General features: G+C 30.6%; 23 protein-coding genes. 7 read left to right on the top strand and 16 right to left on the bottom strand.

The annotated features are described in order from the left end of the window. Positions 1-67 precede the first annotated feature (67 nt). The 8 genes from sucD to ACFDSN_RS04740 form a co-directional block, all read right to left on the bottom strand. Positions 68-940, bottom strand: a complete 873-nt coding sequence (sucD, locus tag ACFDSN_RS04775) for a succinate--CoA ligase subunit alpha (RefSeq protein ID WP_375238692.1) — start codon at positions 938-940, stop codon at positions 68-70. A gap of 78 nt (positions 941-1,018) precedes the next feature. Beyond that, on the bottom strand, positions 1,019-1,408 hold the full coding sequence (locus ACFDSN_RS04770; protein ID WP_375238691.1) for a nuclear transport factor 2 family protein: 390 nt from the start codon (positions 1,406-1,408) through the stop codon (positions 1,019-1,021). A 4-nt stretch (positions 1,409-1,412) separates the two neighbouring features. Next, positions 1,413-2,345 carry a UDP-3-O-(3-hydroxymyristoyl)glucosamine N-acyltransferase gene (locus ACFDSN_RS04765; protein WP_375238690.1) on the bottom strand — a complete coding sequence of 311 codons (933 nt, stop codon included), beginning with the start codon at positions 2,343-2,345 and terminating at the stop codon, positions 1,413-1,415. Then, positions 2,346-2,912 (bottom strand): elongation factor P, encoded by a 567-nt coding sequence (gene efp, locus ACFDSN_RS04760; protein WP_375238689.1) that lies wholly within the window; start codon positions 2,910-2,912, stop codon positions 2,346-2,348. It lies immediately after the preceding gene. Between the two features lie 3 nt (positions 2,913-2,915). Further along, positions 2,916-3,701, bottom strand: coding sequence for an acyl-ACP--UDP-N-acetylglucosamine O-acyltransferase (gene lpxA, locus ACFDSN_RS04755; protein ID WP_375238688.1), 786 nt, complete (start codon positions 3,699-3,701; stop codon positions 2,916-2,918). Positions 3,702-3,751: 50 nt separating this feature from the next. Next, entirely contained in the window at positions 3,752-5,158 is a 1,407-nt protein-coding gene (locus ACFDSN_RS04750) for a bifunctional UDP-3-O-[3-hydroxymyristoyl] N-acetylglucosamine deacetylase/3-hydroxyacyl-ACP dehydratase (protein ID WP_375238687.1), read from the bottom strand. Beyond that, positions 5,145-6,173 (bottom strand): UDP-3-O-(3-hydroxymyristoyl)glucosamine N-acyltransferase, encoded by a 1,029-nt coding sequence (gene lpxD / locus ACFDSN_RS04745; RefSeq protein ID WP_375238686.1) that lies wholly within the window; start codon positions 6,171-6,173, stop codon positions 5,145-5,147. Before lpxD ends, ACFDSN_RS04750 begins: the two co-directional genes overlap by 14 nt. A gap of 25 nt (positions 6,174-6,198) precedes the next feature. Then, positions 6,199-7,425 (bottom strand): HD domain-containing protein, encoded by a 1,227-nt coding sequence (locus ACFDSN_RS04740; RefSeq protein ID WP_375238685.1) that lies wholly within the window; start codon positions 7,423-7,425, stop codon positions 6,199-6,201. 37 nt (positions 7,426-7,462) lie between these two features. Between ACFDSN_RS04740 and ACFDSN_RS04735 the strand changes: the two genes are divergently transcribed. Genes ACFDSN_RS04735 through ACFDSN_RS04720 form a run of 4 tightly spaced genes read left to right on the top strand, consistent with a single transcriptional unit; the run spans position 7,463 to position 11,098 of the window. Beyond that, a complete protein-coding gene (locus ACFDSN_RS04735) occupies positions 7,463-9,019 on the top strand; it encodes a response regulator (protein ID WP_375238684.1) in 1,557 nt (518 codons plus the stop codon). A gap of 4 nt (positions 9,020-9,023) precedes the next feature. Continuing rightward, on the top strand, positions 9,024-9,437 hold the full coding sequence (gene tsaE / locus ACFDSN_RS04730) for a tRNA (adenosine(37)-N6)-threonylcarbamoyltransferase complex ATPase subunit type 1 TsaE (RefSeq protein WP_375238683.1): 414 nt from the start codon (positions 9,024-9,026) through the stop codon (positions 9,435-9,437). A gap of 58 nt (positions 9,438-9,495) precedes the next feature. After that, the gene (locus ACFDSN_RS04725) at positions 9,496-10,695 is read left to right on the top strand and encodes an alanine dehydrogenase (protein WP_375238682.1); all 1,200 of its coding nucleotides are present in this window, start codon (positions 9,496-9,498) and stop codon (positions 10,693-10,695) included. A gap of 22 nt (positions 10,696-10,717) precedes the next feature. Beyond that, positions 10,718-11,098, top strand: coding sequence for a hypothetical protein (locus ACFDSN_RS04720; protein ID WP_375238681.1), 381 nt, complete (start codon positions 10,718-10,720; stop codon positions 11,096-11,098). 5 nt (positions 11,099-11,103) lie between these two features. Here the strand turns inward: ACFDSN_RS04720 and ACFDSN_RS04715 are convergent, their stop codons facing one another. After that, the gene (locus tag ACFDSN_RS04715) at positions 11,104-12,276 is read right to left on the bottom strand and encodes a proline dehydrogenase family protein (protein WP_375238680.1); all 1,173 of its coding nucleotides are present in this window, start codon (positions 12,274-12,276) and stop codon (positions 11,104-11,106) included. Positions 12,277-12,364: 88 nt separating this feature from the next. Between ACFDSN_RS04715 and aroB the strand changes: the two genes are divergently transcribed. Next, the gene (gene aroB, locus ACFDSN_RS04710; RefSeq protein WP_375238679.1) at positions 12,365-13,432 is read left to right on the top strand and encodes a 3-dehydroquinate synthase; all 1,068 of its coding nucleotides are present in this window, start codon (positions 12,365-12,367) and stop codon (positions 13,430-13,432) included. On the opposite strand, the gene ACFDSN_RS04705 is transcribed toward aroB, so the two are convergent. The 3 genes from ACFDSN_RS04705 to ACFDSN_RS04695 all read right to left on the bottom strand — a co-directional run bounded on the left by ACFDSN_RS04705 (position 13,420) and on the right by ACFDSN_RS04695 (position 15,714). After that, on the bottom strand, positions 13,420-13,941 hold the full coding sequence (locus ACFDSN_RS04705; RefSeq protein ID WP_375238678.1) for a DinB family protein: 522 nt from the start codon (positions 13,939-13,941) through the stop codon (positions 13,420-13,422). The genes aroB and ACFDSN_RS04705 overlap by 13 nt on opposite strands. Positions 13,942-14,018: 77 nt before the next feature. Then, a complete protein-coding gene (locus ACFDSN_RS04700) occupies positions 14,019-14,498 on the bottom strand; it encodes an Lrp/AsnC family transcriptional regulator (RefSeq protein WP_375238677.1) in 480 nt (159 codons plus the stop codon). A 67-nt stretch (positions 14,499-14,565) separates the two neighbouring features. Next, on the bottom strand, positions 14,566-15,714 hold the full coding sequence (locus tag ACFDSN_RS04695; RefSeq protein WP_375238676.1) for a M14 family zinc carboxypeptidase: 1,149 nt from the start codon (positions 15,712-15,714) through the stop codon (positions 14,566-14,568). A gap of 304 nt (positions 15,715-16,018) precedes the next feature. Here ACFDSN_RS04695 and ACFDSN_RS04690 point away from each other — a divergent pair, with 304 nt between their 5' ends. Both ACFDSN_RS04690 and ACFDSN_RS04685 read left to right on the top strand, forming a co-directional pair. Further along, positions 16,019-16,489, top strand: coding sequence for a helix-turn-helix domain-containing protein (locus tag ACFDSN_RS04690; RefSeq protein ID WP_375238675.1), 471 nt, complete (start codon positions 16,019-16,021; stop codon positions 16,487-16,489). Positions 16,490-16,605: 116 nt separating this feature from the next. Further along, positions 16,606-16,977 (top strand): DNA topoisomerase IV, encoded by a 372-nt coding sequence (locus ACFDSN_RS04685; RefSeq protein WP_375238674.1) that lies wholly within the window; start codon positions 16,606-16,608, stop codon positions 16,975-16,977. 237 nt (positions 16,978-17,214) lie between these two features. Here the strand turns inward: ACFDSN_RS04685 and ACFDSN_RS04680 are convergent, their stop codons facing one another. The 4 genes from ACFDSN_RS04680 to ychF all read right to left on the bottom strand — a co-directional run bounded on the left by ACFDSN_RS04680 (position 17,215) and on the right by ychF (position 23,335). After that, positions 17,215-17,565 (bottom strand): hypothetical protein, encoded by a 351-nt coding sequence (locus ACFDSN_RS04680; protein ID WP_375238673.1) that lies wholly within the window; start codon positions 17,563-17,565, stop codon positions 17,215-17,217. A gap of 61 nt (positions 17,566-17,626) precedes the next feature. Beyond that, complete coding sequence (locus ACFDSN_RS04675; protein WP_375238672.1) at positions 17,627-20,248, bottom strand: DNA gyrase/topoisomerase IV subunit A; 2,622 nt, start codon at positions 20,246-20,248, stop codon at positions 17,627-17,629. Further along, complete coding sequence (locus ACFDSN_RS04670; protein ID WP_375238671.1) at positions 20,248-22,107, bottom strand: DNA topoisomerase IV subunit B; 1,860 nt, start codon at positions 22,105-22,107, stop codon at positions 20,248-20,250. The genes ACFDSN_RS04675 and ACFDSN_RS04670 overlap by 1 nt, the downstream gene beginning before the upstream one ends. A gap of 133 nt (positions 22,108-22,240) precedes the next feature. Then, positions 22,241-23,335: a redox-regulated ATPase YchF gene (gene ychF, locus ACFDSN_RS04665; RefSeq protein WP_375238670.1), complete on the bottom strand. Its 1,095-nt coding sequence runs from the start codon at positions 23,333-23,335 to the stop codon at positions 22,241-22,243. Positions 23,336-23,360: the final 25 nt, after the last annotated feature.

Below are 23,360 nucleotides of genomic sequence, written 5' to 3'. Positions count from 1 at the left end.
GTCAAAATTAGACTAACGAACTTATAACGTTTTATATTTAAGAATATTTTATGAAAAAAGACTTAATCTATCCTAAAACTTCTTTTACTTTTTTACCAATTTCAGCAGGAGAATTTACTACGTGAATTCCACATTCTCTCATAATTGCTTTTTTAGCTTGAGCAGTATCATCTGATCCACCTACAATTGCACCTGCGTGACCCATAGTACGACCAGCTGGAGCAGTTTCACCTGCAATAAAACCAATTACTGGTTTTTTAGAACCACTTTCTTTATACCAATTTGCAGCATCTGCTTCTAATTGTCCTCCAATTTCACCAATCATAACAACACATTCAGTTTCTGGGTCGTTAATTAATAATTCAACAGCTTCTTTAGTAGTTGTACCAATAATAGGATCTCCACCAATACCAATTGCTGTAGTAATACCTAAGCCTTGTTTTACAACTTGATCAGCAGCTTCGTAAGTTAAAGTACCTGATTTAGATACAATACCAACAGTACCTTTTTTAAATACAAAACCTGGCATAATACCAACTTTAGCTTCTCCTGGAGTAATAATACCTGGACAGTTAGGTCCAACTAAGCGACAATTTTTATCTTTAATGTAGTCTGAAGCTTTAATCATATCTGCTACAGGAATACCTTCAGTAATAGTAATAATTACTTTTATACCTGCATCTGCAGCTTCCATTATTGCGTCTGCAGCAAAAGCTGGCGGCACAAAAATAATAGTTGTATCTGCTCCTGCTTTTTCTACAGCTTCTGCAACCGTATTATAAACCGGACGATCTAAATGTGTTTGTCCTCCTTTACCAGGCGTAACTCCACCAACTACATTTGTCCCATATTCAATCATTTGACCTGCGTGAAATGTTCCTTCACTACCTGTAAATCCTTGAACTATAATTTTTGAATCTTTATTTACTAAAACGCTCATGTGTATATGTTTGATTAAATCGACACAAAAATAGGCTTATGTCTTTATTAAAAAAAGTATTTTTTGTTTATTTTTTTATTAAAATGAAATCATATTAATGTTATCATTTTCGGCAAGCTGACTTATTTGATAGCCTCTGTACAATTTATTATCTTTTAATTCCCAAATTGTAGTGAAGTGAGCTAAAGCATCTTCTTTTTCTGGGTTTTCTATTGTTGTTACATAAACAGTATATCTTGCTGTTACTACACCATTATCTTCTAAAAGATGTGTGATTCTTGAAGTATAACTGTGATAGTTTTTGTAAAGCTCTTCTAAAAGTACTTTTATTTCATTAACACTATGAATAGATTGTCCTTTAGAACTATTCCACAGAATTTCACAATCCTTATGAAAATATGATATTACATCTGTTTTTTTAGATAAATCTAAATCGTAAAAGGCTTTAACAATATTCTTTGCAGACATTTATTTATTTTTTTAATTGTTCTAAGATATTAGGCAAACGTCTTAGTAACGCTAATTCTTTTAATTTATTCCTTGATTCTTCAATTGGAGTTCCAAAATAAGTTTTTTCACCTTTAACAGATTTAGTTACACCTGTTTGACCAAGAATAACAGCTTTCTTACCAATAGTAATTCCGCTATTGGTTCCAACCTGTCCCCAAATAGTAACCTCATCTTCGATAACACAACAACCCGCAATTCCTGTTTGTGATGCAATTAGACATTTTTTACCAATTACAGTATCATGTCCAACTTGTATTTGATTGTCTAATTTAGAACCTTCACCAATTGTTGTATCACCACTAACTCCTTTATCTATAGTACAACCTACTCCTATATGTACGTTGTCTTCTATAACAACGCGTCCACCAGACAATAACTGATCAAAACCTTCTGGTCTATTTTTATAGTAAAATGCGTTTCCTCCTAAAATTGTTCCTGATTGAATTACAACGTTATCGCCTATAACAGTATCATCATTAATAACCACATTAGCATGGATGATACAATTTTCACCAATAAATACATTGTTTCCAATAAAACAATTTGGCTGAACAATTGTTTTATCACCAATTACTGCTGTACTTGATATTGCTGTGTTTGAAACTGTAAAAGGTTTGAAAAAACTTGTTAATTTGTTAAAGTCTCTAAAAGGATCATCACTAATCAATAGAGCTTTTCCTTCTGGACAATCAACTTGTTTATTAATTAAAACTATAGTTGCTTCACTTTGTAAAGCTTTATCGTAATATTTTGGATGATCTACAAAAACAATATCTCCAGGTTCTACTACATGAATTTCATTCATACCATGAACAGGAAAATCTGCTAATCCTACATAATCACAATCGATTATTTTTGAAATAGCATCTAAAGTATATGTTTTTGCAAATTTCATTTACTCCTTAACACGTTCTTTATAAGTTCCTTTTGTTGTTTCTACTTTTATTTTATCACCTTCGTTTATAAATAAAGGCACATTTACTATTGCTCCAGATTCTACAGTTGCCGGTTTTGTTGCATTTGTTGCAGTATTTCCTTTTACTCCTGGCTCTGTTGCTGTAACTTCTAAAACCACAGTTGCTGGCATATCGACAGATAGTGGCATATCATCTTCTGTATTAATTAATACAGTTACTACTTCACCTTCTTTTAATAAGCCTGGATTATCTATTGCAGCCTCATTTAATGTAATTTGTGTATAATCTTCAGTATTCATAAAATGAAAAATATCTCCTTCTGGATATAAATATTGAAATCTATGAGTTTCTACACGAACATCTTCTAGTTTATGACCAGCAGAAAATGTATTGTCAATAACTTTACCGGTAGAAACACTTTTTAATTTTGTTCTTACAAATGCAGGTCCTTTTCCTGGCTTTACATGTAAAAATTCAATAATTTTAAATATATCATGATTATATTTAATACATAATCCATTTCTAATGTCGCTTGTTGATGCCATAATTTAATTTGATTTGAAGTATCCTTTCATAATACCTCTATGTGAATTTTTAATAAATTGTAATATCTCGTCTCTTTCTGTAGTCGCTTCCATTTCAGCTTCAATAATCTGAGATGCTTGTGATGTATTGTAGTTTTTTTGATAGAGAATTCTAAAAACATCTTGAATTTCTCTTATTTTTTCAGTAGTAAACCCACGTCTTCTTAAACCTACAGAGTTTATTCCTACATATGAGATTGGTTCTCGACCAGCTTTCACGAATGGCGGAACATCTTTACGAACTAAAGTTCCTCCTGTTACAAAAGCATGTTTGCCAACAGAGCAAAACTGATGAACGGCTGTCATACCAGCTAAAATTACATTGTCTCCAATAGTAACGTGACCTGCTAATGTACTGTTGTTAGAAAATATTGCATTATTTCCAACTATACAATCATGAGCCACATGGCAATACGCCATTATTAAACAATTATCTCCAATAACTGTTTTCATTCTATCTGTAGTCCCTCTATTTATTGTAACACATTCACGAATAGTTACATTATTACCAATTACGGTTAATGTATCTTCGTCATCGTATTTTAAATCCTGGGGAACAGCAGAAATTACAGCTCCAGGAAATATACTGCAATTTTTACCAATACGAGCGCCTTCCATAATAGTAACATTACTTCCAATCCAAGTTCCTTCACCAATAGTTACATTATTGTAAATTGTAGTAAAAGGTTCAATTACTACATTTTTAGCAATTTTTGCTCCCGGATGTATATATGCTAAAGGTTGATTCATTTAATCTATTTTTGATTTTTCTAATATCTTATCTCCACGAAGATAAACTTTTATTTAACTTTAGATATTTGAGCCATTAATTCTGCTTCTGCACAAAGAACTCCATTAGCATAAGCATAACCTTGCATATGACAAATACCTCTTCTTATTGGTGTAATTAAATCACACTTAAAAATTAGCGTATCTCCTGGTACAACTTTTTTCTTGAATTTAACTTTGTCAATTTTCATGAAAAATGTTAAATAATTTTCAGGATCAGGAACTGTGTTTAAAACCATTATACCACCTGTTTGTGCCATTGCCTCAACTATTAAAACACCTGGCATAACTGGAGAACCAGGAAAGTGTCCTTTAAAGAACTCCTCGTTCATCGTTACGTTTTTTAAACCAATAACACCAGTGTCTGATAGTTCAAAAATCTTATCAATCAATAAAAAAGGCTGCCTATGAGGCAACATATCCATAATTTGATTAACATCCATTAAAGGATCTTGATTGATATCTATATTAGGAACATTATTCCTTCTGTCGTTTTTTATTAATTTAGATAATTTTTTAGCAAATTGAGTATTTACAAAATGACCAGGTTTAGTAGCTATAACTTTACCCTTTAACCTTATTCCTGTTAAAGCCAAATCACCAATTACATCTAATAATTTATGTCTTGCTGCTTCATTGGGATGATGAAGAGTTAAGTTATCTAGGATTCCATTAGATTTAACAGAGATGTCGTCTTTACCAAAAGCTTCTTTTAGCTTAGACATTGTACTGTCTGACAATTCCTTATCTACATATACAATGGCATTATTTAAATCGCCTCCTTTAATAAGACCATTATCTAAAAGCGCCTCTAATTCATGTAAAAAACTAAATGTACGAGAATCAGAAATATCGTCTTTAAAGTTAGACATATCACTTAACGTAGCATTTTGTGTACCTAAAACCTTAGTACCAAAATCAACCATTGTTGTAATTTGATAGTTTTTAGAAGGCATAATAAGAATTTCGCTACCAGTTTCTTCATCTAAATAAGAAATAACGGATGTAATTTCGTATTCCTCTCTAAATGCTTCCTGTTCTATAGAACCAGCTTTTTCTAGAGCCTGTACAAAATATTTAGAAGACCCATCCATAATTGGTGGCTCAGCAGAATTTACTTCGAATAAAACATTATCTAAATCCAAACCTACACAGGCAGCTAATACATGCTCGCAAGTCTGAATAGTAACTCCGTTTTTTTCTAAACAAGTTCCTCTTTGAGTATTAGTTACAAAATTAGCATCTGCAGACATTTCTGGCATACCTTCTAGATCTACTCTTTTAAAGGTAAATCCAGTATTTGGCTCTGCTGGCTTAAACGTTAATGTAACACTTTCTCCTGTGTGAAGACCAACACCTTCAAGAGAAATTTCGTTTTTAATAGTCTTTTGCTTTTGGTTAGTTTTAACTATTCCCATTGACTTTCTTATCTAATTCGTTAATTGTTTTGGCTAATTTTGGTAAGTTTTTAAAGTACACATAAGACTTACTCCAATCTACATAATTAAAAGATGGAGATCCTTGTAAAACTTCTCCGTCTTTAATATTTCGTCCTATTCCAGATTGTGCTTGAACACGCACATTATTTCCTATTACTAAATGTCCTGCAACACCAACTTGACCCCCAATTTTGCAATTTTCGCCAATTTTAGTAGATCCTGCTACTCCTGTTTGCGCTGCAATAACTGTATTTTTACCAATTTCAACATTATGTGCTATTTGAATATGGTTATCCAACTTTACACCTTCTTTAATTATTGTAGAGCCTAAAGTAGCTCTATCTATTGTAGAGTTTGCTCCTACATCTACATTGTCTTCTAAAATAACGTTTCCAATTTGTGGTATTTTTTCGTAAGAACCAGAATCTGTTGGTGCAAAACCAAACCCGTCTGCACCTATTACAGCACCAGAATTGATAACACACTTTTTTCCAATTATGCAGTCTGAATATACTTTTGACCCAGCAAATAAAACTGTTCCATCTTCAATAACCACATTATCTCCAACATAGCAATTAGGGTAAATCTTTACGTTATTACCAATTTTAGCATTTTCACCAATATATGCAAATGCTCCAAGATAAATGTTTGAACCAATTTTGGCAGATTTTGAAACAAAAGACGGTTCTTCTATTCCAGATTTGTTTTGTTTTATTTGGTTGTAATAATCTAATAATGTTGAAAAGGCAATTAAAGCATCATCAACCAATATTAAAGTGGAATTTATCTCTTTATCTGCAACAAAATCTTTATTTACAATAATTACAGAAGCTTTTGTGGTGTAGATATAAGGCGTGTATTTTAAGTTTGCAAGAAAAGTTAATGAACCTTCTTTACCTTCTTCAATTTTAGACAAGGTTGAAACTTCAGCTAAAGAATCACCTTTAACTTCACCTTCTAAAATACCCGCTATTTGTTCTGCTGTAAATTTCATTAGTCGCAAATATAAAAAAAATGTGCTATTGTTCTTTTGGGAAACAGATATAATATTTTGTTACCGGTTTTGATAGAGCCTTCAAGTTTAATTGATCGGATGCTTTTACGATATCTTCCGTCTTTCCTGTTTTATATAAAATTGAGATATTATGTTTTTTTTGATGGTATGCTTGGTTTGTTACTTTTCCTTTGAATACAAAATACTTTGCTTCATCTGTAGTTAAGCTGTAGAGAGATTTTACTCTATCCAAATGAAATTCTATTTTTTTGTCAGAAATCTCATTTTTTTTCAACTTAACTTTTAATAAATCACGATTCAAAATCATCTTACAAAGATTACTTAATACAAAATCATCATTGTTTTGCCATTCTTTCATCGCAGATATAATATCGTAATCATCTAACTCTGCAAATAAACTTAAAGCTTTAGCATCAAAAGTGCTTATATCTATTTCTCGCTTCAGAAAATATTGCAAAGGCTTACTAGCTTGAAGATTGACCCCTTTTCTACTTAATTCTTTAGCACGTTTTAAAACCCTAATTATTAATTGTTCTGCTACCAGGCTTGTTTTATGTAAATAAACTTGCCAGTACATTAAACGTCTTGCTACTAAAAACTTCTCTACGCTATAAATACCTTTATGCTCTATAACTAAATTGTCGTCTTTAACATTTAGCATTGTAATTAAACGTTCACTATTAATATTTCCTTCAGAAACACCTGTGTAAAAACTATCACGCTTTAAATAATCTGACCTATCTATATCTAATTGACTAGATATTAACTCACACATGAAATTTCTATGGTATTCTCTTTTAAATATAGAAATTGCTAATGTTAAAGTTTGGTTAAATTCAACATTTAACTCTTCCATAAATAATAACGAAATTTCTTCATGTGAAACACCATTAACTATACTATGTTCCATTGCGTGACTAAATGGCCCATGACCAATATCATGTAATAAAATAGCTATATATAACGCATTTTCTTCGTCTTTAGAAATCTCTACACCTTTAAAACGCAACACATTAACTGCTTTTTGCATTAAATGCATACAGCCTAATGCGTGATGAAATCTTGTATGATGTGCTCCAGGATAAACCAAGTAAGATAACCCCATTTGTGAAATCCGTCTTAATCTTTGAAAATATTTATGTTCTATTAAATCAAAAATAATAGAATTAGGTATTGTAATAAAACCGTAAATTGGGTCGTTAAATATTTTAAGTTTGTTATTTGATTGCAAACGTGTTGGTATTTATTAATAATTAGAAACAAATATAATGAACAATATACATATTCTTTGGGTTGATGATGAAATCGATTTACTTAAACCTCATATTCTATTTTTAGAAAAGAAAAACTACAGCGTTACCACTTGCACAAGTGGCGCCGAAGCCATAGAATTAGTAGACGAACAAAATTTTGATATTGTTTTTTTAGATGAAAATATGCCTGGACTAACCGGCTTAGAAACATTAAATGAAATCAAAGAAAAACAAAGCACCTTACCTATTGTAATGATTACAAAAAGTGAAGAAGAATATATTATGGAAGAAGCTATTGGTAATAAAATAGCAGATTACCTTATCAAACCTGTAAATCCGAATCAAATTCTTCTAAGTCTAAAGAAAAATTTAGATCATTCACGTTTAGTTTCTGAACGTACTACAATTAATTATCAACAAGAATTTAGGAAAATAGCTATGGATTTAGCTATGGTTAATAGTTATAAGGATTGGATTACATTATATCAAAAATTAATTTATTGGGAGATTCAATTAGAAAACATAGAAGACCCAGCAATGATAGAGATTTTAGAATCTCAAAAAAACGAAGCTAATATTCAATTTGGCAAGTTTATAGATAAGAATTACGCCAATTGGTTTTTACCTAATACAGAATCACCTATTTTATCTCATCAATTATTTAATGAAAAGGTCGCTCCAATTTTATCTAAAGAACAACCAACATTAATGGTTGTAGTGGATAATTTGCGTTTTGACCAATGGAAAGCTTTTGAACCCTATGTAACAAATCATTATAAAAAGAAAGAGGAAACATCTTTTTTTAGCATTCTCCCAACAGCAACACAATACGCTAGAAATGCTATTTTCTCTGGTTTAATGCCAAGTGATATGGAGAAACTGCATCCTGAATTTTGGAAAAATGATACAGATCAAGGTGGAAAAAACCTACATGAAGAGGATTTTTTAAGAGCTCAACTAAAGCGCTTAAACTTATCGGGCTTAAAAACAGAATATCATAAAATAACTAATCTAAGAGATGGAAAAAAATTAGCAGATAATTTTAATAGCCAAAAAGACAACGATTTAACAGTAGTGGTTTACAATTTTGTAGATATGCTATCTCATTCTAAAACAGAAATGGATGTGGTAAAAGAGTTAGCTTCTAATGATAAAGCATATAGATCGCTAACTCAAAGTTGGTTTAAAAATTCTCCTTTGTTAGAAATGATTCAACATGCACAACAATTAGGTTTTAAACTAATTATAACAACAGATCACGGAACAATAAATGTAAAAAATCCAAGTAAAGTAATTGGAGATAGAGACACTAGTACAAATTTAAGATACAAAACAGGTAGAAGTTTATCTTACGAAGATAAAGATGTTCTAGTCGCTAAAGCTCCTAAAAACATTGGTTTACCAAGTATAAATATGAATAGTTCGTTTATTTTTGCTAAATCAGATTTATTTCTTGCTTATCCAAATAATTACAATCATTATGTAAGTTATTATAGAAACACATACCAACATGGTGGAGTTTCTTTGGAAGAAATGATAATTCCATTTGTAATTTTAGATCCTAAAAAATAAACAAGTGAGACTAACCTACCAACTTAATGAATTAGACAAAGCTGCTGCTTTTATTTTAAAAAACACCACATCAAAACTTCTTTTTTTTGAAGCTGAAATGGGCACAGGAAAAACAACTTTAATAAAAACTTTAGTTAAACAATTAGGTTCTTTAGATAATGTAAGTAGCCCTACGTTTTCTTTAGTAAACACATACAAAACGAAACAAGACAGTATTCATCATTTTGATTTGTATAGAATTGAATCCGAAGAAGAATTATATGATTTTGGTATTGAAACATATTTTGACAACAATGCGTTTGTTTTTGTTGAATGGCCAGAATTATTGAAAGAAAATTTCACTGAAAATTTCACGATTATTTCAATAGTTTTAGATGAAAAACTAAATAGAGTTTTAGAATTGAAAAATTCTATTTAACTTTAAACATTATAACAACAACTAGTTTTTTATTTATAGTCGTTTAATCATCAAACTAATGCCACACCATAATACGCCATTTTCTAAAGCAGATTTACTTCCACAAGAAGAAATGCTTGAAGTAACAACCCATAAGAGTGAGTTATTTATTGGAATACCAAAGGAAACAGCATTTCAAGAAAAACGCGTTTGCTTAACTCCAGATGCAGTTTCTGCATTAGTTAATAATGGACATCGTGTTTTAATAGAGTCTGGTGCTGGTTTAGGTTCAAAATATAGCGATAAAAATTATAGTGAAGCTGGAGCAGAAATAACACAAGACACAAAAAAAGTCTACAATTGCCCAATGCTTTTAAAAGTGGAGCCACCAACTTTAGAAGAGCTAGAGCTAATAAAACCACAAACCGTTTTAATTTCTGCATTGCAATTAAAAACACAAACCAAAGAATATTTCGAGATTTTAGCCAAAAAACGTATTACTGCTATGGCTTTCGAATTTATAAAAGATCAAGACAATGCTTATCCTGCTGTAAGAGCTTTAAGTGAAATTGCCGGAACTGCTTCTGTTTTAATAGCTTCTGAATTACTAAGCAGCTCATCTGAAGGAAATGGGCTATTATTTGGGAATGTTAGTGGTGTTCCTCCTGTAGAAGTGGTTATTATTGGAGCTGGAACTGTTGGTGAGTATGCTGCAAGAGGCGCAATTGGCTTAGGTGCCAATATAAAAGTATTCGATAATTCTATTACAAAATTGCGTTGTATCCAACAAAATCTAGCAACTACTTTTTACACATCTACCATTCAACCAAAAGCTTTAACCAAAGCTTTAAAACGTTGCGATGTTTTAATTGGTGCTGTTAGAGGAAAAGACAGATCTCCTGTTTTAATTACAGAAACTATGGTCGAGCACATGAAAAATGGTTCTGTTATTATAGATGTAAGTATAGATATGGGCGGTTGTGTAGAAACTAGCGAAATTACAAACCACAACAAACCTGTTTACACTAAACATGGTGTAATTCATTATTGTGTACCAAATATTGCTGCAAGATATTCTAGAACAGCTTCTTTTGCTATTAGTAATATGTTTACACCTTATCTACTTAAGATTGCAGATGATGGCGGCATAGAAAATGCGGTGCGTTTTGATAATGGTTTAAAAAGTGGACTTTACATGTATCATGGTATTTTAACAAATAGATCTGTTGGCGAATGGTTTGATCTAAAATATAGTGATCCTAACCTTTTAATATTCTAAATTTGCATTTCAAATAGTAATTATGAGAATTTTACATAGAGTAGGATATTATTTAGGTGGTTTTTCAATAGGATTAATTATTCTTGCGTTCTTTTTAAACGGAAAAGGTGCTTCTTGCCAGTATGATTATGGTTTAGACGCTAGAGTTAGAAAAGATATTGGACGCAAAGCTTTACGTTATGCTAACCAATCTCAGCAACAAATGAAAGCTTTAGCGTTAGATAGCGCAGATATTAAAACTTTAATATTAAAAGCTGATGTTAACTTTTCTGAAAGTGAACAACATAAAAAGCCTTGTGGCATTTACCTTTTAGAATCTTCTTTAAACGAGCAAGACTATATTATGGAATTAGAGAATTGTAGTAAGTTTACGACGTTACTTAGAGTTGAGGAAGAAGATTAAATTCATTACGATTTCCTACGTTTTTTTTCTTTAGTCAATAACATTAACTCTCGACCTGTTTGCCCTTCAACACTTGTGTTTTCTTCTGCTCTTCGAATTAAATAAGGCATAACATCTTTTACCGGACCAAAAGGCACATACTTAGCTACATTATAACCTAAATTAGATAAATTATAGCTAATATGGTCACTCATTCCGTACAATTGGCCAAACCAAACTCTATTATCGTTTTTAGCAATATCTTTTTGCGCCATAATATCCATTGCTAAATAATGGCTTTCCTCGTTATGAGAACCAATAAACACAGAAATATCATTTAAATTATCTAAAATATAAACCATAGCTTCATTAAAAGAATCGTCTGTAGCTTGCTTGGTTTCACATATTGGTGATTTATAATTATTCTCCTCGGCGCGTTTTCGTTCTTTTTCCATATAAGCACCACGAACAATTTTAAAACCTAATTTAAATCCTCCTGAATTAGCACGTTTATGGATTTCTTTTAAATACGCTACTCTATCCCATCTGTAAGTTTGTAGTGTATTGTAAACGATAGGTTTTTCAGTGTTATACAAACGCATCATGTCTTCAACTAAGTCGTCTGCTGCATCTTGCATCCAAGATTCTTCGCCATCAATTAAGATTTCAATATCTTTTTCTTTAGCTAATTTACAAACGTCGTTAAAACGAGCTACTACTCTATTCCACTCATCTTTTTCGTCTGTAGTTAAAGATTTCTTTTCTCCAATTTTCTGAAACAAAGCAAAACGACCAAAACCTGTAGGTTTAAAAACCACAATTGGCATTGCCTCTTTTTCGTCTGCAAAACGAATAATCTTTAAGATTTTTTCTTTAGCTGAATCAAATTGCTCCTCATCTTCTTTTCCCTCAACCGAATAATCTAAAACAGAACAGACACCTTTTGTAAACATTTTATCTATTACAGGAATGCAATCTTCTTCGTTTACACCACCACAAAAATGATCAAAAACTGTTGCTCTAATTAAACCTTCTACTGGTAATTTAGCTTTTAACGCAAAATTAGTAGCGGCAGTTCCAATACGAACCAAAGGTTGATGCGATATCATTTTAAATAAAAAATAAGCGCGTTCTAATTCTGAGTCGGTTTTTAAACTAAAAGCGACTTCTGTATTATCAAAAGAAGAATTTTGAAACATTTAATTAAATTTTAAACAAATATAAGTCACAAATAGTTCAGTTTTTTTCAAAATGTGTAATTTCGTAAAAAATATATTATACGATAATATGCTTCAAATTAATACTCAAGATTACACTATAGTTTTTAACAATGAAGGCTTTAAAAGTTTAAACACATTTTTAGCAAAAAACAACTATTCCAAAATCTTTGTAGTTGTAGATGCAATAACCCATCAACATTGTTTAACTCAATTATTACAGCAATTAGAAACTGAAACAACTATCGAAGTTATAGAAATTGAATCTGGCGAAGAAAATAAACATATTGAAACGTGTTTAGGTGTTTGGAATGCTTTAAGTGAGCTTGATGGTGACAAAAAAAGTATAGTTTTAAATCTTGGTGGTGGCGTTGTAACAGATTTAGGTGGTTTTGTTGCCAGTACTTTTAGACGCGGCATAGATTATATAAATATCCCTACCAGCTTATTAGCAATGGTAGATGCTTCAGTTGGCGGAAAGAATGGCGTAGATTTAGGTCATCTAAAAAACCAAATAGGTGTAATTAATACACCAAAAATGGTGCTAATAAACACCTTGTTTTTAGACACTTTAAGTTCAATTGAGTTACGTTCCGGTTTAGCCGAAATGCTTAAGCATGGACTTATTAAAGATAAAAAACATTGGCAAGAACTTACAGAACTTAAGAACTTGACTTTAAAAGATTTAGACAGACTTATTTATGATTCTGTTTTAATAAAAAAAACAGTTGTAGAACTAGATCCTTTTGAAAAAAAAGAACGTAAAACTTTAAATTTCGGGCATACTTTAGGTCACGCAATTGAGTCTTTTTTTCTAACAGAACAAAGTAAAACAAAATTACTTCATGGAGAAGCAATAGCTATTGGAATGATTTTAGCGTGTTATATTTCTGAAAAACAACTTGAATTCCCCGCAGAAGACACTGAAATTATAAAAAACTATCTAATTAAACTTTACGGGAAAATTGCATTTTCAAACAATGATATCGCTACTGTTATTGAACTTTTAAAATTTGATAAGAAAAACGAACATGGAAACATTAATTTCGTTCTTCTAAAAGCTATTGCTGAACCAAAAGTAGATTGTTTAGTAGAAAACGAACTTATTTACGAGGCTTTTGATTACTACTCTAAATAGCGCTCTTTTATTACATTAACATGATGAATTTCATGTCCTGAAATAATAAAACCAATTGCTCTTACAGAAACATTATGTCCACTAGCAACTCCAACCTGTCTTAATACTTCCGGTGAAAAATTATTAAATAATGCTATTGTTGCAAGTTTAACAGCCTTATACTCTTCTATTAAACTCTCCATAGATCTAGAATTTGCAAAACTATGTACGGCATAGTCATTCTCATTAAAACCCTCCATTGGAGTTTTATCGTTTCTAGCTATTCTTAAAGCTCTGTAATTAAAAATACGCTCAGTATCAATTAAATGACTTAAAAGCTCTTTAATTGTCCATTTACCGTTTTTATAACGATACTCGTGCTTAGCTACTGGAATACTTAAAAAGAATTCTAAATTATTTTTAAAGACTAACTCTAAACTCTCCACAATAGATTCGTTTTGTGGTACTAGATTTAAAAAATGACTGAAATAGTCAAGATATTCTGTGGCTTTTAGTGATTTAACTGTCATAAAAATAAAATTATAAATAAAAAACGCTTCAAAATACAAAATCTTGAAGCGTTAAACTGTTATTGTGAAACGATAAATTATATTGAATTAAAAATTTCGTGCATTAATCGATTTTTATCATTTAAGCTTTCCTCTAAAGAAATCATTGTTTCTGTTCTATAAACACCTTCTATATCATCTATAGCAAAAATAACTTCTTTTGCGTGTTGCGTGTCTTTAGCTCTCAATTTACAGAAAATATTAAATTTCCCGGTTGTAATATGTGCTACAGTAACATATGGCAAAGAGTTTAAGCGCTCTAAAACAAATTTAGTTTGAGACGTGTTTTGTAAAAACACACCTACATAAGCTATAAAAGAATAACCAAGTTTACCGTAATCTAGAGTTAAAGAAGAACCTTTAATTATACCTGCATCTTCCATTTTTTTAACACGAACATGTACTGTTCCTGCAGAAATTAAAAGTTTTTTAGCAATATCTGTAAAAGGAACTCTTGTATTGTCAATTAACATATCAAGAATCTGATGATCTATTTCGTCTAATTTAAATTTAGCCATTTTATAGTAAAATATGTATTATATCCGCAATAATAATACATTATTAACGATTTATCATCATCATTTTTTATATAATAAGAGAATTTAATGAATAATTCTCAAAATTAATCTGTATTTCATCATTTTCATAACCTTCAAAAATCATTAAACCATTATTTGTCAAGACCTCATTACTATTAGCTTCTAAGTAATAATGTGCGTGTTTTTCTGAAGATTTTGTGATTTTTTCAACTTTTGGCAGAAAAACCAACTCTTTATTTATTAAAATTTCTTTAAAAATAATTTCAATATCACAAATTTCATCTTTAATTAATGCATTCTGGATTAATACATCACAAAACAGCTTTTGGTTTTCGGGAATATTAAAATATAATTCATGATTAAAATTATCCTGAACATTGTTTTTAATAGAAAAAAGCATTTCTAATATAGCAACAAACGTAAATCGCCTTACTTCTTCTCTATTATAATCGTCTTTATAGTGTCCAGCTTCAAAAAGTATTGTAGGAATATCTAACATAGTTAAAGTGTCTCCTAAGCAGTTAACATTAAAACCATCATCGTATCTACCAACTTGATTTGATATAATTGTTTGTAAAACCTCATTAACAGAAGCTATTAAGCGCATAGATTGCTTTCTAATGTTGTTTATTTCTCTGTCTGTATTATAAGCAGGAGCTAAAAAAGATAACGTTGCAGGGTTATTAGTTGCTCCAGCACTAAAAATAGTACGTTGACCATGTAGATTAAAGCAAAAATTGGGTTTAAAACGGTTTAAATAAGCATTAAACACGTTACTTTCTCTCTGTGTTAGATTTTGCGCATCTCTATTTAAATCTTCTTTATTAGCGTTTATACGCGTATAAGCTTCTGCACCATCTGGATTTAACATTGGAATAACACTAATAGTTAAACTTTCTAGAAGACTTTTAACAATAGAGTTATCTTGTTTAAGCCAATTAAGTAAATCCATAACCGCTTTAGTTGTTGTGGACTCGTTGCCGTGCATTTGCGACCACATTAAAACTTTTAAAGGTCCATTACCAAAAGTTAAATTATAAATAGGAGCATTTAATTCTGAAAAACCAAGAAATTCTAATTCGGAAAACTCAGCACAAGAACGTATTAAATCTTCAATGTGATTTAAGGAAATATAACGTCCAAATAAAGATGATTCTTTAATAGTATTATGTGTTTTTAAATATTGATTTTCCATATAGTAATTCTATCGATTACAAATGTAAACATTATATAATTTACAATTGTAAACAAAGTAAGCGATTAGTATTGTTTACATCTTTATACAAACTCTATGTCCTTGACAGGTCTTTAGCAATAACATTTTACAACATTGACTTAAACATTAAAATTTTAAATTAAAAAAATTAAAATCAATTACTTATGTGTTATTACGTAAATAATTAAATTAATACATTGCTATGATTATATATCGTTATTAGGTTAATTAAACAGGATTGATTACATTTGTAACACTATAAAACACCTAACCGCTGTTTACAATGATAAACAACACTGAATTCTCTAAAAGACTACAAAAAGTAATAGATTATCACCAAGAAAGTGCCTCTGGTTTTGCTAATAAAATTGGTGTGCAGCGTTCTAGTATATCACATATTTTATCCGGAAGAAACAAGCCAAGTTTAGAGTTTGTAATGAAAGTTTTAGACACTTTTCCAGAAGTTGAATTGTATTGGTTATTAAATGGAAAAGGTACATTTCCAAAAACCGATGTTATAGAAAAAATAATTACTCCTACTCCAATTTCAAAATCACCTGTTTCTAATTTTGAAAATTCTTCAAATCAAAATTCACCAGATTTATTTTCTAAAAAAGTTGAAAATGAAAAAACAGAAAATTCTCAAGATTCAGATTTTGGAAAAATGATGACTATTAATTCTAAAGGAAAACAAATTGAACGAATTGTAATTTTTTATAAAGATGGGAGTTTTTCAAATTTCGAGAATTCATAACTAAGTGCCATAAATTTTGAAATACACGATTTATGAGTAAGCGTTAATTTTTACTTATTTTTCTCTTTTTAAATAAATACCTTTTGCTTTTTTGTAATTTTGTAAAAACATTACAGATGAAATTTTTATCAGCTTTACTTCTACTTTTATTATTTACTAATTGCTACGAATTTGAACGCAATTGTACAGAATACCAAACTGGTGATTTTAGAAGTGAAATTGAAATTAATGGTAAAACCTACGTTTCTACTTTTAACAGATCTAAAGACTTACAAATAGAAACGTATAATAAAAAAACAGATTCTTCTAAATTACGTTGGATAAACGATTGTGAAGTTATTTTTACAACCATAAACCCAAAAAGTATGGCTGCTAAAAAAGATGTGCATTTAAAAATACTAACTACTACAGATTCTACTTACACTTTTGAGTATTCTTATGTAGGTGAAGTAACCAAGCAAAAAGGTGTTGCTTATAAGGTTGATTAAGCTTATTTATAAGAAAAGCTAATTATTCATACAAGAGGATAGATTATTTTCTGAAATATATTGTAAAATAATGTTGTCACATTAAGTTTTTATATTAAATCTAACGTTTTACACCTCTTGGTTAAACCATTTAATCTCTTTGTTTAGCCGGTCTCTAAAAGCTTTGAACTCTTTGTTTTTAATCCTTCCAAATTTCCATATTCTATAAATCTTTCCATTCAAATCTTTAATTTTAAGTCAATACCAATTTTGGTCGTCTTGAAACAAATAAGAATCAATCTGAGAATAATGTAATTCAAGGTTAGATTTGATTGGTAAACCTATTAAAGAACTACGTTTTACTTTTATTTCTTTTTTATTCAAAATTACAGTCGTCTTATTGAAAGAAACAAGTCTTGAAATCAAAATCGGAACCAAAAAAATCAAAGCAATAATGATAATTCCTATAAAACCATTCTTCGGTATGTCCAAGGCTTTCTGAATTTTAAAAACAAGTATTGTATTAAGTATTATTACTCCAATGAATGTGAATACCATTGAAATCCAAGAAGTTTCTAAAAAGCTGTATTCTCTTGTTTCGTTTTTCATATTGTTACCAACGTAATAATAAACACAATATTACGTTTGTTATTTAATTATTTTCTAAACTCTAAAACAAACTAGCTTGTCCAGAATCGTCTTTAGAAGCTTCTTCTTCGTTAGTGCTTTCTGTTTCAACTTCTGGTTCTTCAACCTCAATTTCAACCGGAAGAGGTTCTAATAAATTAATCTGTTTTACTTTATCTTTAGTCAATTGATTTCCTAACGCTGAGATTCCTTTTACAGCTATAAAGTCTTCTAAGTTAATAGTTTCGTTATCTTTTCTGTCTTTGCCTCTTTCTTTAGTAAATTCAATTTCGGCTAAAGGCTTCCAGTCTGTAGAGACTATTTCTAAATACGATTTTTCATCATCAGAAATAAACTTATCTTCTTTATCGGCTTGTTCAATTAGAAAACGTTTAACGTAATAAATATCTTTTTCGCCATTAAAATAAATAGCAGAAATTGGTTTTTCTGGAATCCATTTTTCCATAACAATTAAATCATTATCAAAATGAAGTGTAACTTCTGGTGTTACCGTTTTTGCTATTCCTTTTTGGTTTATTAAAAGCAATTTATCTTCACCTTTAAATTCGCCTAACAACTCACCTCTTCCATCTACATTTAAACGTTGTACTGTATCGTCAAACCATATTTTACGTGGTTTTAAGGTAGAAACTCCTTTTTCTTTAAGCTCTACAGATTTTACAGGATATTTAGTGACTACATTTCCTTTACTTGAACGACCTTTAATTAGTATATCGGCAAAATCTATGTCCCATTTTAATTTTTTAATACTTCCAGCTTGGCGTAATGCTATACTAACAACTTCAGCTTCTCCGTTTGGATTAGCAGAAAAATACAATACTTTAGATGTTTTTGTTCCGTTAGTTAAATCGTAATCTTTATCTCTTGTAACAGAGGTTACATTAAATCGTTTTATGTAAGATGGACCTTTACTTCCATCTCTATAAATTAAGTTATAAATGGTACGTTTGTCCTTTTTCTTAAAAATAGCAACGTGAATAATATTTTTACCAATAAACGTTTTAGAATCTACTTTGGTAACCATCATTTTACCATCGGCAGTAAATGTTATAATATCATCTATATCACTACAATCTCCAATATATTCGTCTTTTTTAAGCGATGTTCCTATAAAGCCTTCTTCTCTATTAACATAGAGTTTTGTACTTCTAATAATTACTTTGGTAGCATCAACATCATCAAACGTACGTAATTCTGTTTTACGTTCTCTACCTTTTCCGTAATCCTTTTTTAAACGCGTAAAATATGCAATAGCATAGTCTATTAAGTTTTCTAAATGGTTTTTAACTTCAGTAATTTGATCTTCTAATGCATCTATTTTTTGTTGTGCTTTATCTATATCAAATTTAGAAATACGTTTTATTCTAATTTCTGTTAAACGTGAAATATCTTCAACTGTAATAGCTCGTTTTAAATGCTTAATATGTGGTTGTAAACCTTTATCTATAGCATTAATTACGCCTTCCCAAGTTTCTTCTTCTTCTATGTCTCGGTAAATTCTATTTTCAATAAAAATACGTTCTAAACTTGCAAAGTGCCATTGTTCTTGGAATTCGTTAAGTTTAATCTGTAATTCCTGACGCAATAAATCTACAGTGTTTTCTGTACTTCGTTTTAACATTTCTGTTACACCTACAAAAAGCGGTTTATTATCTTCAATAACACAACCTAATGGAGAAATCGATGACTCGCAACTTGTAAATGCATATAAAGCATCTATAGTTTTATCTGGTGAAATTCCTCCAGGCAAATGAATTAGTATTTCTACTTCTGCAGCCGTATTATCTTCAATTTTTTTAATTTTAATCTTGCCTTTATCGTTGGCTTTTAAGATAGAATCTATTAAAGACTGTGTGGTGTTACCAAAAGGCACTTCTGTAATTACTAAGGTGTTTTTTTCGCTTTGTGAAATTTTAGCACGACAACGTACTTTTCCACCACGTAAACCATCATTATAATTAGAAATATCTGCAATTCCTCCAGTTGGAAAATCTGGATAAATAGTAAAACGCTTGCCTTGTAAATGCTTAATTGACGCATCTATTAATTCTACAAAATTATGAGGTAATATCTTTGTTGAAAGTCCAACCGCAATTCCTTCTCCACCTTGCGCTAGTAATAACGGAAACATAACAGGAAGATTAATAGGTTCTTTTCTCCTACCATCATAACTAGATTGCCATTCTGTGATTTTTGGATTGAAAACCACATCTAATCCAAATTTAGAAATACGAGCTTCTATATAACGTGATGCAGCTGCTCTATCTCCAGTTAGTATATTTCCCCAGTTTCCTTGTGTATCTATTAATAAATCCTTCTGACCAATTTGCACCATAGCATCTGCAATACTTGCGTCTCCATGCGGATGATACTGCATTGTGTGACCAACAATATTGGCTACTTTATTATAGCGCCCATCGTCTAAATCTTTCATAGAATGCATAATACGTCTTTGTACTGGTTTAAATCCGTCTTCTATTGCCGGAACTGCACGTTCTAATATTACGTAAGACGCATAATCTAAAAACCAATCTTTATACATTCCCGTAATTCGGGTAATGCTTTCTTGTGGTTGTAGGTTTTCTTCAGAATTTATAGGCTCTAAATTATCTTCTGTTAAATCGTTGTTGTGGTCTTTTGTCATTATTTTTCCTCTTCAATAATATCTAATTCAACCTTAAGGTTATTTATAATAAACTCTTGTCTATCTGGTGTATTTTTCCCCATATAGAATGATAATAAATCTTCTATTAACATATTATCGTCTAACATTACTGGATCTAAACGAATATCTTCACCTATAAAGTGAACAAACTCATTAGGTGAAATCTCTCCTAAACCTTTAAATCGAGTGATTTCTGGTTTTGGTTTTAGTTTTTGAATAGCATCCCTACGTTCTTGCTCTGAATAACAATAAATAGTTTCCTTTTTATTTCTAACTCTAAATAATGGTGTTTGAAGAATATACAAATGACCTTCTTTTATAACTTCTGGAAAAAACTGAAGAAAAAACGTAATTAATAATAAACGAATATGCATTCCATCTACATCGGCATCGGTTGCTATTACAATATTATTATAACGTAAATCTTCTAAAGATTCTTCAATATTTAATGCTGCTTGTAGTAAGTTAAATTCTTCATTCTCGTATACAATTTTCTTTGTTAAACCGTAACAATTTAATGGCTTTCCTTTTAAACTAAAAACGGCTTGTGTGTTTACATCTCTAGACTTTGTAATACTACCAGATGCAGAATCTCCCTCGGTAATAAATAATGTAGTTTCTAGATTTCTTGGATTTTTAGCATCACCAAAATGTACACGACAATCGCGTAATTTCTTATTATGAAGATTAGCCTTTTTAGCTCTATCTTTTGCTATTTTTCGAATTCCAGATAATTCTTTACGTTCGCGTTCTGCTTGTAATATCTTACGTTGAAGTAAGTCTGCAGTTTCAGTGTTTTTATGTAAATAATTGTCTAAATATTTTTTAAGAAAATCGTTGATGTAAGTTCTAACTGTAGGTAAATCTCCGCCCATATCTGTAGAACCTAATTTTGTTTTTGTTTGACTCTCAAAAACAGGTTCCATAACCTTTATTGCTATGGCAGATACTACAGATTTTCTAACGTCTGAAGCGTCATAATTTTTACCATAAAACTCACGAATTGTTCTAACCAAAGCCTCTCTGAAAGCAGCTAAATGTGTTCCTCCTTGGGTCGTGTTTTGTCCGTTTACAAAACTATTATATTCTTCACTGTATTGTGTTTTACTATGTGTAAGCGCTATTTCAATATCGTCTCCACGTAGGTGGATAATCGGATATTGAATATCTGATGCGTTTATTTTTTCCTCTAATAAATCTTTTAATCCGTTTTCACTATAAAATTTCTCACCATTAAAAACTATGGTTAAACCTGGATTTAGGTATACATAATTTTTAAGCATTTTAACAACATACTCATTTCTGTATTTGTAGTTTTTAAAAATGTTTTCGTCTGGAATAAAAGAAACCTTTGTTCCTTTCCTACGCGTAGTTTCGTCTAAAAACTCTTGATTGATTAATTCTCCTTTTTCAAATTCTGCTGCTGCAGATTTTCCATCTCGAGAAGATTCTACTCTAAAATAACCAGATAATGCGTTTACTGCTTTAGTACCAACTCCATTTAATCCAACTGATTTTTTAAAGGCTTTAGAATCGTATTTTCCTCCAGTATTCATTTTAGACACAACATCTACCACTTTTCCTAAAGGAATTCCACGACCGTAATCTCTAACTATAACTTTACTACCTTGAACAGAAATATCTATAGTTTTTCCTGCTCCCATAACATACTCGTCTATAGAGTTATCTAGAACTTCTTTTAAAAGAATATAAATACCATCGTCTGGAGAAGATCCATCTCCTAATTTACCAATATACATACCAGGACGCATACGTATATGCTCTTTCCAGTCGAGTGATCGTATATTATCTTCTGTATATTTAGTTTCTTGAGACATAAATTATAGTAAATGGAGTTTGATGCTAATATACTATAAGTAGTGAAAAAATAAAATAGCTTTAGTTTAAAATAATTAACAAAAAAAGTCAGCATAAAAATGCTGACTTTAAATTATAAAATTTTGTTATTATTTACACATTAAATAAGAAATGCATAACATCTCCATCTTTAACAATATATTGCTTTCCTTCTACTCTCATTTTACCAGCTTCTTTAACTTTGGCTTCGCTTCCAAACTCTACATAATCATCGTATCCAATAACTTCTGCACGGATAAATCCTTTTTCAAAATCTGTATGGATAACTCCAGCAGCTTGTGGTCCAGTTGCACCTATATCTACAGTCCAAGCTCTTACTTCTTTAACTCCAGCTGTAAAATAAGTCTGCTGATTTAATAATTTATAAGCTGAACGTATTAGCTTAGCCGCTCCAGCTTCTTCAAGCCCAATATCTGCTAAGAACATTTGACGTTCTTCATAATCATCCAATTCGTTAATATCTGCTTCTGTTCCAACTGCTAATACTAATACTTCTGCGTTTTCATCTTTAACAGCTTCACGAACTCTATCGACATATTCATTTCCATTAACTGCTGCGCCTTCATCGACATTACAAACATACATGACTGGTTTATCTGTAATAAATTGAGCTGGTTTTACAAATTCAGCATTCTCTTCATCAGAAAACTCTAAAGCTCTTACAGATGTTCCTGTTTCCAAAGCATCTTTAATTTTTAATAAAATAGCTTCTTCTTTTTGAGCTTCTTTATTTCCAGTTCTTGAGGCCCTTTTTACCTTTTCAAGCTTTTTATCAACCGTTTCTAAATCTTTCAGTTGTAATTCCATATCGATAGTTTCCTTATCTCTAATTGGATCTACACTTCCGTCTACGTGAATTATATTATCATTATTAAAACAACGCAATACATGTAAAATAGCGTCAGTTTCTCTAATATTAGCTAAAAATTGATTACCTAACCCTTCACCCTTACTAGCTCCTTTTACCAAACCTGCAATATCTACAATCTCTACAGTTGCTGGTAAAACACGTTCTGGGTTCACTAAAGCTTCCAACTTTTCTAATCTTGGATCTGGAACATTCACTACACCAATATTAGGTTCAATTGTACAAAATGGAAAATTTGCACTTTGTGCTTTTGCATTTGACAAACAATTAAATAACGTACTTTTTCCTACGTTTGGTAAGCCTACAATTCCTGCTTTCATAAAGATTTATATTTTTAAATTTCCT

This window comes from Aurantibacter sp. (assembly GCF_042094015.1).
In the GTDB taxonomy this organism is placed as follows: domain Bacteria; phylum Bacteroidota; class Bacteroidia; order Flavobacteriales; family Flavobacteriaceae; genus Aurantibacter.
The sequence above is the reverse complement of the archived record's forward strand: the minus strand, read 5'-3'. Positions and strand labels throughout refer to the sequence as shown.